Below are 12,951 nucleotides of genomic sequence, written 5' to 3'. Positions count from 1 at the left end.
TATGCCGGTTGAAAACTGGACGTCGAACCAGCTCGATGAACTCGTCGCATTTCGTCGTGACCTGCACGAAAACCCCGAGCTGCTTTACGATGTGAACCGGACGGCAGACAAGGTTGCCGATGCACTGCGCGCGGCTGGCGTCGATGAGGTCGCAACCGGCATCGGGCGCACTGGTGTTGTCGGCGTCATACGCGGTCAGAGCAACAAGTCTGGCCGTGCCATTGCCTTGCGAGCGGATATGGACGCGCTGCCGATTTTGGAAGAAACCGGCGCGGAATGGTCTTCGAAAGTGCCAGGCAAAATGCACGCCTGCGGTCATGACGGCCACACGACGATGCTTCTCGGTGCGGCCCGCGAACTGGCACAAAGTCGCGCTTTCGACGGCACGGTTATCGTGATCTTCCAGCCTGCCGAAGAAGGCGGTGCCGGTGCCAAGGCGATGATCGACGACGGCCTGTTCAAGCGCTGGCCGGTCAGCGAAGTTTATGGCATGCACAACCGCCCAAACCTTGCGGTTGGACATTTCACCATCAATTCCGGTCCGATCATGGGATCAGTCGACGTTCTCGACATCACCATTGAAGGTGTTGGCGGACATGCGGCCTCGCCGCATCAGACCATCGACCCAATCCCGGTGACAGCCGCTCTCATTCAGGCAATCCAGACCCTGACTGCGCGCACCATCGATCCGCTGGATTCTGCCGTGATTTCGATCACGACTATTCAGGGAGGCGATGCGTTCAACGTCATTCCGCAGAAAATCCGTTTGACCGGCACGGTTCGCACGCTTCGCGAGGACGTGCGTAATCACATCGAGGAAAAACTGACCCGTGCAGTGCAGGGCATTGCCGATGCTTTCGGAGCAACGGCAACGCTCGACTATCAGCGCAACTATCCCGTGACCGTCAATCACGAGCACGAAACCGAACTTGCAGCCATTGCTGCCGAAGCCGTCTCTGGCGCTGATCGTGTCACGCGCGACATGCCGGCCACACTTGGCGGCGAAGACTTCGCGTTCATGCTAAACGAAGTTCCGGGCGCGATGATCAATATCGGCAACGGCCCAAGCGCCAATCTCCATCACCCCAAATATGACTTCAACGACGATGTCATTGCCTGGGGTTGCTCTTATTGGACAACTTTGGTGCGTCACCGTTTGCCAGTTTGACGTCACAGAATACGGTGAGGCAGAATAATGCCTCACCGCACAGTTTTAAGCGGCACTTTTCTCAGGAAGCTGTGGCGAGATCGGAAAAAGCCAGTCATAAGCGATATTGAAAACAAAGGCATAAGCCAGATAGAAAAGCACGATCACCACGTCCATCATCAGCGCGACGATGATCGAAATGCCCAGATACCAGGCAATAAACGGTATCAGCAGCACAATCAGACCCGCTTCGAACAAGATGGCATGTGCAACGCGGATGGGCATAGTTTTATGCACCGTTCCCCTCAGTCGCAGCAAAGCCCGATCAAATCCAAGATTGAAAAGAAAATTCCAGATAGTCGCGGTAGTGGCGGATATGACGCCGATGACACCCATCGCATCCACCGGCTTATCAAAAATAATCGCCGAGCATGGAATGAAGATTGCCAGTCCAATAATTTCAAACATCGCCGCGTGGCGAACACGATCTGCAAAACTACGCACTTATTTATTCCTTGATATTGGTGTGCCCTTTCTATCTATTATTATGGATTTTAAAAGTTAGATACTATCTGGATTTGCGATAGATGAATGTCGAGCTGGACCAACTGGAAGCATTTGTTGCCGCCGCTGAACACGGATCGTTTTCGGCTGCGGCCCGCCATCTGCGCAAAGCGCAGTCAGCCGTCAGTGTGTTGATCTCCTCTCTGGAAGACGATCTTAACGTCAAACTTTTCAGCAGAGCGACACGCAGCCCGGCACTGACCGAAGCAGGCGCGAGGCTGTTGCCCGAAGCGCGTCTGATGCTGGATCGGCGTGAACATCTCATTTCAGTCGCACGAAACTTCGATGAGCATGTCGAGTCCCGCCTTGTGGTTGCTCTGGATGAACTCTATCCCGAACCGGCGGTCGCCGCCCTTTTCGCCGCGTTTGCGAAGCACTATCCCCATGTCGAACTCGAATTGCAGTTTCCGCATTCATCCGTGATCGCCGGGCTGCTTAAAAACGGCAAGGTTGATCTTGGCGTCATGTGGCGGCTGGATCAGATACAGCCCGAACTCGGGTTCAAGACCATTGGCTGGGTGCCGCTTGTGCTTGTCTGCGGTCGAAACCATCCCCTTGCGAGCAGCCCTGTGAATTGGGAAGACCTGCGGACGCACCGGCAGATCATGGTTCGCAAACGCAGTGACGAGGACGAAAAACACAGGCTTCGCGTGGCCGCCGAGGTCTGGTGGGTGGAAAGCCACTGGGTCATTCTGCAAATTCTGAAACAGAGCATCGGTTGGGCTTATATCCCGGAACATATATTGAGGGATTCACCATTGGCGGATGAACTTGTCATCCCAAAACTGCAATTCGACGGTGGCGCCCATCCCGTGGCGCTTGAACTGGTCTGGAACAAGCTCCGCCCGCACGGACCCGCTGCCAAATGGCTGAGACAGCAATTTGCCTCAAACAAGTTTTGATACGCTCAAACGCGCCGCACAAAAGGCGCGACGAGGCACTATTATTTTTTAACAGGAAACTGAAAATTGACGCCCGCAAATATCTGCCATTTCGGCGCGCCGTCGCCTTGATGCCAAACCGTATATTGCGGCTCGATAAACGCATTCATGGTGATGCCTTTATCAAGCTCGAAAACTTTACCGATACCCAAACCGACCGGAATATACCCTTCATTGTCCTCAAGATTGAAGTTCCATGTTGCTGTCGAGCGAAGATACCAGCCATCCTTCAGATTGTAATTGATGATCGGCTCGACGGTTGCCAAGCTTACCCTCTCTCGGTCGCCATGCCCTGCGAACGATGTTTGATAGGTCACCAGGCCGCCCAAAAGACCCCAACTTTGCGGCGCGACGATTACGCCCGACGCCCCGACCTGCCATTTTCCGCTGCCAAGTGCGTCATCCGTCGCGGTTGGGATAACCAATATCGGCCCCGCACCGAATGTGATGTCTCCATGCTTGGGGAGAATGAAAATGTCCATCAGCGTCAGATCACCCAATCCTGTCACATATCCGTCGGGAAACTCCGGCGCTGTGGCGATGGGTAGCGTATACCGTAACAATTGCGGCAAACCGGCTATCTCCGCTGGCACCAGTCCACGCAGGAGAAACTGATTGGATCGCCGACCGGATAATCCATATATTTCCGGCACATAATAGTTATGGAAGTTGACGGTAATCTTCGGTGTCAGGGGATTATTGGCGTCGTTTACCGACTGATGCTCTTGCGCTGCAACGCCATTCATCAAAACGAAGGACAACAGCAGTCCAAGACCTGTACGCGTGAAGATCGACATCTCAAGTTTCCCCATTTCATATCGAAAAAGGTATCTTAAACGCACGGAAAATGAAGTTTGTTACAGTAACAAACAGCACATTTTCTGTGTGTGTAGCGAACTACGTCTTGCTAGGATTCCATCAGAGCGGACATACGCACCAGATCGGCCAGCGATCCTGCCTGCATCTTCTGCATGACATGCGCACGACGCACCTTCACGGTGATTTCCTTCACCTCGAGTTGAGCGGCTATCTGCTTATTCAATAGACCTTGCACGACGAGCGCGAACACATCACGTTCGCCCGCTGTCAGGCTCATCCAACGGTCGTGAATCTCAGAACGCGCTTGTTCGTCCTGCAAACGTTTCTTATCGCCGTCGATGGCCCGATAGACAGCGTCCAACAGATCATGATCACGAAATGGTTTCGGCAGAAAATCAACAGCCCCGTTTCTGATGGCATTGACGCCCATGGTGATATCGCCGTGACCGGTAATGAAGATAACCGGAATACGAATACCGAGGCCTGTCATCTGGGCGAAAAAATCCGTACCTGTCTGCTCCGGCATTCGCACATCAAGTATCATGCAGGACGGGCCGGACTGGCGTTCGAAATCAAGGAAACTCCGCACAGATTCAAAGCTGATCACCTTCATATCGATGGAAGCAAATAAATCTTCCAAGGCGCGCCGAACCGAGAGATCGTCATCGATAATGTAAACGACCGCTGCGTTCTCGTGTGTAGCCGTCATTGCTCGCCCATCCTGACCGCTGGCACTTCCAGCAGAAACGTCACGCCATTCGACCCGGCACCCAATGCACCTTGGGCATCGGTCCAGATACGACCACCATTGGCCTCTATGATAGTGCGGCTGATCGTCAGCCCCAACCCGAAGCCGCCGTCTTTCGTGGTCCAGAACGCATCGAAAAGGCGTTCTCGCGTTGCATTCGTGAGACCTGATCCCGTATCAGCTATCGAAAACCGCAAGCCGGCATTTACGCCGAACTGGGATTTTATCAGGAGAAACCGATCGTCCCTATCCGTCCCCGCCATTGCTTCAATGGCATTGAGGATCAGGTTGCCGATGACCTGCTGTATTTGCACCCGATCTGCCCAAGCGGACGGTAGATCGTTCGCCAAGTCAAGTTGAAGGCGTATCCCATTCCGGTGAAGCTCTGCTGCGGCCAGATCGGCCATTTCACGGATGGCCATGTTGAAATCAAAGCGCCCGATCTTTGGCTTTTCGCCTTTGGACAAGCGGCGAACACGATCAAGGATTTCACTCGCACGATGAGAATCCGCAGATATCCGCTCAAACGTTGATAGAGCACGCGCCACGTTTGGCGGAGTTTGTGACAGCCAACGGTGGCCGGCGCCCGCACTGGTTTCGATTGCAACCAGTGGCTGGCTGACTTCATCGGTAATGGAGCCGGTCAGCTGACCAAGGGTGGTCAGTCGTGCAAGTCGCAACAAGCGTTCCCGCGTCTCGTGGGCTTCTGCTTCCGCATCGACCAGTTTCAGGCCCAGATACGCTGTGCACGCGATGGCCACAATGCTGATCAATGTGTTGATGAAACCAACATTATAAGAGCCCGAGCGCGTCAGGCCGAAGCTTACAACAGTCAAGACGATGCAGCCAGCGGCGACACCAATCACTGTGCGGTGCGAGAACAATCTGGCCGAAACCAGCACGATAGCTGTATAGAAAACAGCGGCGGCTATCGCGTAATCGGTGACTGTGTCGAATACGAAAATGGCGGCGCAGAAAATCGCTAGTACCAGAGATGCCGCAATGTCCTGCGGAGACATGCGGTGAAGGCCTTTCATTCGCATCTAGCGCTCCTCTCTGGTGTTAAGTTTGAAGCTTCATTTGAACCTTATAGCTCCAATCCTTTGGTTTGATCTACCATGATACTTCGCAAGATCCGGCATGCGTTCAAGCCACACAGTCGTTTCTATGAAAAAGTGACCAGCAGCATAGCTGCTGGCCACTTCCTTCGATGTGACGCTGCGAGGCACCGACAGCGTCACATCAGAACCACTGACCAAAGCGACGAATGTAGAAACTCTTCATGCCTTGGGCGACAACACAGTAGGCGAACAGCGTTGCGAGCAGCCATGGGAAATAAGCCCAGGGTAGCGGTTGCAAGCCGACCATAGTTCCAAGCGGCGAGAATGGAATGTAGATGCCAAGCGCCATGATCAAACCGGTCATCAGCATCACGGGCAAAGCGGCAGTGCTTTGGATGAACGGTATTTTCTGCGTGCGCAGCATATGCACCACAAGCGTCTGCGACAGCAGGCCCTCAATGAACCAGCCCGACTGGAACAGTGACTGCATGTCCGGCGTGTTCGCCGCAAAGACATACCACATCAACGCGAAAGTCGTGATGTCGAAGATCGATGACGTCGGCCCTACCCAAATCATGAAACGACCGATGTTCCGGGCGTCCCATTTCCGGGGTTTTGCCAGAAACTCTTTGTCCATGCGATCCCATGGCAGGGAAAGCTGGGAAATGTCGTACATCAGATTCTGGATCAGCAAATGAATTGCCAGCATCGGCAAGAACGGTATGAAAGCGCTCGCCACAAGGACCGAAAACACATTGCCGAAATTCGAGCTGGCGGTCATATTCAGATATTTGATGATATTACCAAAGGTTTCACGACCTTTGATAACACCCTCTTCCAGCACCATCAGACTCTTTTCGAGAAGGATAATATCGGCAGATTCCTTCGCAATATCAGTGCCACTATCAACCGAAATACCCACATCCGCATCGCGCAATGCTGGGGCATCGTTGATACCATCGCCAAGAAACCCAACCGTATGACCATTTGCCTGCAACGCTTTGAGAACCCGTGATTTTTGCAATGGCGTGAGCTTTGCAAAAACTGTGGCTTCCTCAACCGTCGCGCGCAATTTTTCGTCGTTCATCTTCTCGATTTCTCGACCAAGAATTGGCGTGCCCGGCTCCAGTCCAACTTCACGGCAGATCTTTGTGGTGACGACATCATTGTCCCCAGTGAGTACTTTGACGGCAACGCCATGCTCGGCCAAGGCGGCAATTGCGGGACGTGCAGTTTCCTTTGGCGGATCGAGGAAGGTCAGGAAGCCTTGCACCACCAGCTCTTTCTCATCCGGGATATCATAGCGCGCCACGGTGGAAGACGGATCGATCTCTCGTGTGGCGACCACCAGCACACGGAAACCATCACGATTGTAATCGCGTGCCAGTTCGACAAGCGCTTTACGGCGCGCATCATCCAGCGGCTTGATTTCATCGCCGTCGCGAATTGAGGTTGAGATCGCCAGCATTTCTTCCACTGCGCCTTTACAGACCAGCAGATGCTCGCCACCAAAACCTTCAACCACAACCGACAAGCGGCGACGAACGAAATCGAACGGCAGTTCATCCACTTTTTTGTAGAACCGAGCTGAAGCAGTGCTTGAGGGGCTGTCTTCGGCAAAGCGAATAACGGCCTGATCCATAAGGTTCTTCACGCCGCTCTGATGGTAGCTGTTGAGCCATGCCAACCGCAATACACTTGGATCACATTGGCCGTTAACATCAAGATGGTGTTCGAGGATGATCTTGTCTTGAGTCAATGTGCCGGTCTTGTCTGTACAAAGCACATCCATCGCCCCGAAATTCTGGATGGCATTCAGACGCTTCACCACGACTTTGCGGCGCGCCATTGTGACAGCACCTTTGGCAAGGTTCGAGGAAACGATCATCGGTAACATTTCGGGTGTAAGACCAACCGCCACAGCGAGCGCAAACATGAAGGCGTCAGGCCAGTCCCCTTTGGTAAAGCCGTTGATCAGCAGGACCACCGGCACCATTACCAGCATGAAGCGGATCAGAAGCCAGCTCACGCTGTTAACACCCCGATCAAAGGCCGTTTCTGCGCGCGAACCCACGACCGCCTTCGCAAGCGAACCAAAGTAAGTGCGTGCGCCGGTTGCGACCACAACAGCAGTCGCTGTGCCGCTGACGACATTTGTGCCCATGAAGCAGACAGTCGGCAGATCAAGCATGTCCATCTGATCACCGACGGTTGCTTTAGTCTCGGCAGACTTTTGAGCAACAGCGCCAAGCGTGTCATATTTTTCAACCGGTAGAGCTTCACCCGTCAGGGCCGCCTGACTGACGAACAGATCACGCGATTCAAGCAGTCGCACGTCGGCAGGGATCATATCGCCAGCTGAAAGCTTGACGATATCGCCTGCGACGAGTTCGGCCATGGGAACTTCGACCAGTTTTGCTTCCACACCTTGTGCGTTTCCGCTTCCCTGACGGCGCAACACTGTTGCAGTTGTGCGCACCATGGCCTTAAGCGCTTCCGCAGCTTTGCCGGAGCGGAATTCCTGCCAGAAACGCAGCAATGCGCTGAGGAACACCATCGTCAAGATAATCGTCACGCCGGTATATTCCGGGTCTTCGCCGTTGCGCAGCGGAAGAATGATATCCGTAACGGACGATATAGCCGCAAGCGTTACCAACACGGCGATAAACGGGTTTTTGAAGGCGAGCAGAAACTGTACCAACGCGTGCGGACGCTTTTCATGTGCTACATGATTGGGTCCGTCCTTGATCAGGCGGTGTTTCGCTTCAGTCTCAGTCAGGCCGTTGATGGTCGTCCTGAAATTTGCGAGCGTCGTATCAACGCTGTTTTGTGCCTCGCGCACCGCACGCATTGACAGTTTCCTGTCGTCCTTGCGGGCAGCGGCAGATACGGGCTGTTTCAATATGGCATTCATGTCATTATCCTCATGCCGCCACGTCCGGCACGAGCGCTGACATGCCCCCCTTAAGGGATATGCCAACCCATGCCGCACCGTCGAAGCGACGTCCGGTTTGTTTTCCTGTCGAGATTGTGAAAAGCCTGCCCGATTAGCGCTACCGGGGATAAACGAGCGGACCTACTGGGGTCATCGTCCATGGTCTAATTTCACTGTTTGAATGATTTCGCTTATCAATGCACCCAGGTTGACGTTCGGTTCTGCTGCCCGGCAGCAAGCAACAGGCCGAAACGTTCCAACACCGGCAACGACCTATAGTGTGCAATCTCTTCGCGGTCTGTTGTCCAGCGACATTCCACGCGTCCGTTTTCAGGATTGACGTACCAGATCGTTGTCAGTTGGGGAGCCTTCCGGATGGCTCCGTCACGGTTCACATCGGCTTCAAACACGTGGCTATAAGTGGTTATGCTGCTGCGAGCGGTTTTGCGGCTAATGGAATGCATAGGCACACCAAAGCGCGCGCCAAAATTTGCGATTGCGGCTGCAATATTCATCTCTTACCTCATGACGCGCCACTGCGAGCGTCCGGGCAAGAGCATGAGATTAGCTCTCGTCGAACAACCCCAGTGGCGACAGCTTTCGACTACTGTCGCTTGGCATTGTGTTTTCCTGTGTTAAGGAGCTTGTTGCTCCGACGGCATCTCTTTACCAGATGCGCCTTTCGCGAGCTACGAAAATGCATGGTTTTTGCAAGGTGCATTATGGTACACGGCATATACCAAGGTATACGCCGTGTGATGCTTGGGCAGTCTGCATGCACCGCAGCCGCTGGCGTAGCTCAATTACGATGCTTTTCCAAACCGATCCGCCGATTGATCCAATCGGGCTTGATGGTGGCTTTGGACAGTTCAAGATCGGCAAATAGCTTCTCCTGTACCAACTCAGGCATTTTGCTTGAACGCGGCGCTCCCGACGCTCGGCTGACATGCATCAAAACCTGCTCGCAGAAGGCCGTTTCCTCCCCGTCTCCATTCAGCATCCGCATAAAAACATGCATACGCTTGTGATCGACATTCAAGACAGACAGCTCCACGTTCAATGTTTCATCGACGTGGCATTCTTTCAAATATCCGATACGGCTATCGAGGGTATAGAGCGTGGCATTATTTGCCTCACGATAGGCGGCATCAATGCCAATTCGGTCCATATAGGCAGTGGCGGCATCCGAAAAGACGATACCATAGGCATAGTCCCCCATATGGCCGTTATAGTCTATCCAGCTCGGCGAAACGCTTGTGCGATAAATGGGTAAGGTTTCACTCATGCTCATTTCCTCCGCTCCAGCCAGGCATAGAACTCTCCGACGATACCTTTACGGAAGAGGATGACGCATGCCATGAAGATGATGCCGGTGACGATTGTGACGGGGAAGTCGGACGTTGCGAGATAGTTCTGCAAGGCGACGACGAAGGCTGCACCGACGATGGGCCCGATCAGCGTGCCGATCCCGCCAAGCAGCGTCATCAGGATCACTTCACCCGACATCTGCCATCCGACATCGGTCAGCGTTGCAAACTGGAAGACGAGCGCCTTCAGACCGCCTGCCAGACCGGCAAGGCCCGCCGACATCACGAAAGCGGCCAGCTTGTAGCGATTGACGGAGTAGCCGAGCGATATGGCGCGGTTTTCATTCTCGCGCACCGATTTCAGGATCATGCCGAAGGGCGAGTTGATGATGCGCCAGATGGCAAACACGCCGAGCACGAACAGCGCCAGCACGAAGTAATACATGTTCATCGGATTGTTGAGATCGATGAAGCCAAACAGATATCCGCGCGGCACGCCCTGCAAGCCGTCTTCGCCATGGGTGAAGGCAGCCTGCAGGCAGAAGAAGAAGAACATCTGCGACAGCGCAAGCGTGATCATGGTCGAATAGATGCCCTGTCGGCGAATGGCCAGATAGCCGATGACGAGGCCAAGCGCTGCGGCGGCAAGAATGCCGAGGATCAGGCCCACTTCCGGCGTCACGCCCCATTCCTTCACCGTATGCGCGGTGATATAGGCCGCACCGCCGAAGAAGGCTGCGTGGCCAAACGAGAGAATGCCGGTATAGCCGAGCAGCAGGTTGAACGCCGAGGCAAACAGCGCAAAGCACAGCATCTTCATCAGAAAGATCGGATAGACCACGAAGGGTGCTGCGGCCAGTGCGACGATGGCGATGATGAGGATGGTGGCCGACAGGCTGTTGATCGCCGGTTTGCGGGTCGGGGTGGCGCTATGGCTTGCAGCCGTTGCTTTAAGAGCGGTATCAGCCATATCAGGCCTCCTTCCCGAACAGTCCGGCGGGTCGCACCAGAAGGACGATAGCCATGATGACGAAGATGACGATGCTGGAGGCTTCCGGGTAGAAGACCTTGGTGAGCCCTTCGGCCAGTCCCAGCACATAGCCGGTGATGATGGCGCCGAGGATCGATCCCATGCCGCCGACAACCACCACGGCAAAGACCACGATGATGATGTTCGAGCCCATCAGTGGGCTGACCTGATAGATCGGGGCGGCCATGATGCCGGCAACGCCCGCAAGGCCAGCACCCAGCGCATAGGTGAAGGTGAGAAGCAGCGGCACATTGATGCCGAAGGCCTTGACCAGTGTCGGGTTTTCGGTGGCGGCGCGCAGATAAGCGCCAAGCTTGGTCTTTTCGATCAGAAGCCAGGTGCCAAGGCAGATGATCAGCGAAGCCACCACCACCCAGGCGCGATAATTCGGCAGGAACATGAAGCCGAGATTGTTGCCGCCTGCAAGCGACGGTGGCACCGCATAGGGCTGTCCGGCAGCACCATAATAATAGCGGAACGTGCCTTCGATCACGAGCGCCAGGCCGAAGGTGAAGAGCAGGCCGTAAAGCGGATCGAGATTATAAAGCCGTGACAGCGCCACGCGCTCGACAATCGCGCCGCCGAGACCGACGATGATCGGGGCCAGAATAAGCGCTGGCCAATAGCCGATGCCAAGCCAGCTCAACAGCAGATAACCGACAAAAGCGCCCAGCATATATTGCGCGCCATGGGCAAAATTGATGATGCGCAACAGCCCGAAGATGATGGCAAGGCCAAGGCTCAGCATGGCATAGAACGAGCCGTTGATGAGACCGACCAGCAATTGGCCGAGAAGCGCTTGCAGGGGGATTCCAAAAATCATTGTCATGTCAGACTCCCAGCGCTTCGTTCAGGGCCGCCATGCGGTCAGGCAGTTCGGCGGTTGGGAAGTTCTCCGTCACCACGCCATGATCCATCAGATAGAAGCGGTCTGCGACCTTGGCGGCAAAGCGGAAGTTCTGCTCGACCAGAAGGATGGTCATGCCGCGCTTCTTCAGTTCCACCAGCACATCGCCGATGCGCTGCACGATGACAGGCGCCAGACCTTCGGTCGGCTCGTCCAGCAGCAGCACCTTGACGCCGGTGCGCAGGATGCGCGCAATGGCCAGCATCTGCTGTTCGCCGCCCGACAGCTTGGTGCCGGGGCTGTTGCGCCGTTCATGCAGGTTCGGGAACAGCGCGTAAATCTCGTCCAGAGACATCAGGCTCTGCCCACCTCCCTGGCCAACTTTGGCGACAACCGGCGGCAAAAGCAGGTTCTCATGCACGCTGAGCGTGGCGAAGATGCCGCGCTCTTCCGGCACGAAGCCAAGACCCGCATGGGCGATGCGATGCAAAGGCACGCGCATGATGTCTTTGCCCTCCAGCGTGATCGTGCCGGTGCGCTTGCGGATGATACCCATGATGGCGCGCAAGGTTGTCGTCTTGCCGACGCCGTTGCGGCCCAGAAGCGTGATGGTTTCGCCCGGCCAGATGTCGAGATCGACGCCATGCAGGGCATGGCTTTCGCCATACCAGGCATTCAGTCCGCGCACGGACAGGAGCGGTTGGCCTTTATTCATGTTCGGTTCCCATATAGGCGGTGCGCACGCGCTCGTCCTTCGAGACGTCGGCATAGCTGCCGGAGGCGAGGATCTCGCCGCGTTGCAGCACCGTGACATGGTGGGCGATATCGGCCACCACCTTGAGATTGTGTTCCACCATCAAAACGGCGCGGTCCTTCGCGACATCGGCAATGAGGGCGGCAATGGTGTGAACGTCTTCATGGCCCATGCCGGCCATGGGCTCATCCAGCAGCAGCACTTTCGGATCAAGCGCCAGCGTGGTGGCGATTTCCAGCGCCCGCTTGCGGCCATAGGACAGATCGGCAGCCAGTGCATGACGGGCATCGGCAAGGCCGACGCGCTCCAGAAGCTCGACGGCTCTCGCATCCAGCCGGTCCAGCGCGGAAAGCGAACGCCAGAATTGCGTGGCAAGACCGTTCGGGCGTTGCAGCGCCACCTTGACGTTTTCCAGCACGGTGAGATGCGGGAAGGTGGCCGAAATCTGGAACGAACGCACCAGTCCCATCCGCGCCACTTTGGCCGGGTCGGTTTTGGTGATGGTTTCGCCCAGAAGCGTGATCTCGCCGCTTGTCGGCTGCAGAAACTTGGTCAGAAGATTGAACACCGTCGTCTTGCCAGCCCCGTTCGGGCCGATCAGCGCATGAACGCGGGCGTGTTCCACATCAAGATCGACATTCTTCACCGCATAAAAGCCGCCAAACGACTTGCCCAAGCCGCGCGCCGACAAAACAGGACGCGCAGCGGTCCGCGATAGAGAAGTCGAGGTCGCCGGCCCTGCTTCACGCAGAGCCGTCACATTGCCAGTCGAAGCTGTCATCCAAAAAGCCTCTTTAC

Annotated in this window: 13 protein-coding genes; 2 read left to right on the top strand and 11 right to left on the bottom strand. The window is 55.3% G+C overall.

What is annotated here, in order from left to right:
• Nucleotide 1: 1 nt before the first annotated feature.
• Nucleotides 2–1,168, top strand: a complete 1,167-nt coding sequence (locus QLQ11_RS17510) for a M20 aminoacylase family protein (RefSeq protein WP_121538053.1) — start codon at nucleotides 2–4, stop codon at nucleotides 1,166–1,168.
• A gap of 45 nt (nucleotides 1,169–1,213) precedes the next feature.
• Here QLQ11_RS17510 and QLQ11_RS17505 read toward each other — a convergent pair whose 3' ends face one another.
• A complete protein-coding gene (locus QLQ11_RS17505) occupies nucleotides 1,214–1,651 on the bottom strand; it encodes a PACE efflux transporter (protein ID WP_121538055.1) in 438 nt (145 codons plus the stop codon).
• An 83-nt stretch (nucleotides 1,652–1,734) separates the two neighbouring features.
• On the opposite strand from QLQ11_RS17505, the gene QLQ11_RS17500 reads away from it, so the two are divergent.
• On the top strand, nucleotides 1,735–2,613 hold the full coding sequence (locus QLQ11_RS17500; RefSeq protein ID WP_121538057.1) for a LysR family transcriptional regulator: 879 nt from the start codon (nucleotides 1,735–1,737) through the stop codon (nucleotides 2,611–2,613).
• A gap of 41 nt (nucleotides 2,614–2,654) precedes the next feature.
• Here QLQ11_RS17500 and QLQ11_RS17495 read toward each other — a convergent pair whose 3' ends face one another.
• The 10 genes from QLQ11_RS17495 to QLQ11_RS17450 form a co-directional block, all read right to left on the bottom strand.
• Entirely contained in the window at nucleotides 2,655–3,449 is a 795-nt protein-coding gene (locus QLQ11_RS17495; protein WP_171319840.1) for a hypothetical protein, read from the bottom strand.
• Nucleotides 3,450–3,559: 110 nt separating this feature from the next.
• A complete protein-coding gene (locus QLQ11_RS17490) occupies nucleotides 3,560–4,180 on the bottom strand; it encodes a response regulator transcription factor (RefSeq protein ID WP_121538061.1) in 621 nt (206 codons plus the stop codon).
• A complete protein-coding gene (locus QLQ11_RS17485; protein ID WP_283735300.1) occupies nucleotides 4,177–5,262 on the bottom strand; it encodes a sensor histidine kinase in 1,086 nt (361 codons plus the stop codon). Before QLQ11_RS17485 ends, QLQ11_RS17490 begins: the two co-directional genes overlap by 4 nt.
• Before the next feature lie 199 nt (nucleotides 5,263–5,461).
• On the bottom strand, nucleotides 5,462–8,194 hold the full coding sequence (gene mgtA / locus QLQ11_RS17480) for a magnesium-translocating P-type ATPase (RefSeq protein ID WP_371835766.1): 2,733 nt from the start codon (nucleotides 8,192–8,194) through the stop codon (nucleotides 5,462–5,464).
• 215 nt (nucleotides 8,195–8,409) lie between these two features.
• The gene (locus QLQ11_RS17475; protein ID WP_121538067.1) at nucleotides 8,410–8,730 is read right to left on the bottom strand and encodes a hypothetical protein; all 321 of its coding nucleotides are present in this window, start codon (nucleotides 8,728–8,730) and stop codon (nucleotides 8,410–8,412) included.
• Between the two features lie 284 nt (nucleotides 8,731–9,014).
• Complete coding sequence (locus QLQ11_RS17470) at nucleotides 9,015–9,500, bottom strand: thioesterase family protein (RefSeq protein ID WP_283735301.1); 486 nt, start codon at nucleotides 9,498–9,500, stop codon at nucleotides 9,015–9,017.
• Between the two features lie 2 nt (nucleotides 9,501–9,502).
• On the bottom strand, nucleotides 9,503–10,492 hold the full coding sequence (locus QLQ11_RS17465) for a branched-chain amino acid ABC transporter permease (protein WP_283735302.1): 990 nt from the start codon (nucleotides 10,490–10,492) through the stop codon (nucleotides 9,503–9,505).
• Nucleotide 10,493: 1 nt separating this feature from the next.
• The gene (locus QLQ11_RS17460) at nucleotides 10,494–11,381 is read right to left on the bottom strand and encodes a branched-chain amino acid ABC transporter permease (RefSeq protein ID WP_094513372.1); all 888 of its coding nucleotides are present in this window, start codon (nucleotides 11,379–11,381) and stop codon (nucleotides 10,494–10,496) included.
• Between the two features lies 1 nt (nucleotide 11,382).
• The gene (locus QLQ11_RS17455) at nucleotides 11,383–12,114 is read right to left on the bottom strand and encodes an ABC transporter ATP-binding protein (RefSeq protein ID WP_109369606.1); all 732 of its coding nucleotides are present in this window, start codon (nucleotides 12,112–12,114) and stop codon (nucleotides 11,383–11,385) included.
• Nucleotides 12,107–12,934, bottom strand: a complete 828-nt coding sequence (locus QLQ11_RS17450) for an ABC transporter ATP-binding protein (protein WP_109369605.1) — start codon at nucleotides 12,932–12,934, stop codon at nucleotides 12,107–12,109. The genes QLQ11_RS17455 and QLQ11_RS17450 overlap by 8 nt, the downstream gene beginning before the upstream one ends.
• Between the last annotated feature and the right edge of the window lie 17 nt (nucleotides 12,935–12,951).

The organism is Ochrobactrum sp. SSR (assembly GCF_030067775.1).
GTDB lineage: Bacteria > Pseudomonadota > Alphaproteobacteria > Rhizobiales > Rhizobiaceae > Brucella > Brucella teleogrylli.
This window is presented reverse-complemented; position numbering and strand designations above follow the sequence as displayed.

Excerpts from the sequence above, each read along its gene's own strand:
- QLQ11_RS17510 (WP_121538053.1), top strand. The coding sequence starts at position 2 with ATGCCGGTTGAAAACTGGACGTCGAACCAGCTCGATGAACTCGTCGCA.
- QLQ11_RS17500 (WP_121538057.1), top strand. The coding sequence starts at position 1,735 with ATGAATGTCGAGCTGGACCAACTGGAAGCATTTGTTGCCGCCGCTGAA.
- QLQ11_RS17495 (WP_171319840.1), bottom strand. The coding sequence starts at position 3,449 with ATGTCGATCTTCACGCGTACAGGTCTTGGACTGCTGTTGTCCTTCGTT.
- QLQ11_RS17490 (WP_121538061.1), bottom strand. The coding sequence starts at position 4,180 with ATGACGGCTACACACGAGAACGCAGCGGTCGTTTACATTATCGATGAC.
- QLQ11_RS17485 (WP_283735300.1), bottom strand. The coding sequence starts at position 5,262 with ATGCGAATGAAAGGCCTTCACCGCATGTCTCCGCAGGACATTGCGGCA.
- mgtA (WP_371835766.1), bottom strand. The coding sequence starts at position 8,194 with ATGAATGCCATATTGAAACAGCCCGTATCTGCCGCTGCCCGCAAGGAC.
- QLQ11_RS17475 (WP_121538067.1), bottom strand. The coding sequence starts at position 8,730 with ATGAATATTGCAGCCGCAATCGCAAATTTTGGCGCGCGCTTTGGTGTG.
- QLQ11_RS17470 (WP_283735301.1), bottom strand. The coding sequence starts at position 9,500 with ATGAGTGAAACCTTACCCATTTATCGCACAAGCGTTTCGCCGAGCTGG.
- QLQ11_RS17465 (WP_283735302.1), bottom strand. The coding sequence starts at position 10,492 with ATGGCTGATACCGCTCTTAAAGCAACGGCTGCAAGCCATAGCGCCACC.
- QLQ11_RS17460 (WP_094513372.1), bottom strand. The coding sequence starts at position 11,381 with ATGACAATGATTTTTGGAATCCCCCTGCAAGCGCTTCTCGGCCAATTG.
- QLQ11_RS17455 (WP_109369606.1), bottom strand. The coding sequence starts at position 12,114 with ATGAATAAAGGCCAACCGCTCCTGTCCGTGCGCGGACTGAATGCCTGG.
- QLQ11_RS17450 (WP_109369605.1), bottom strand. The coding sequence starts at position 12,934 with ATGACAGCTTCGACTGGCAATGTGACGGCTCTGCGTGAAGCAGGGCCG.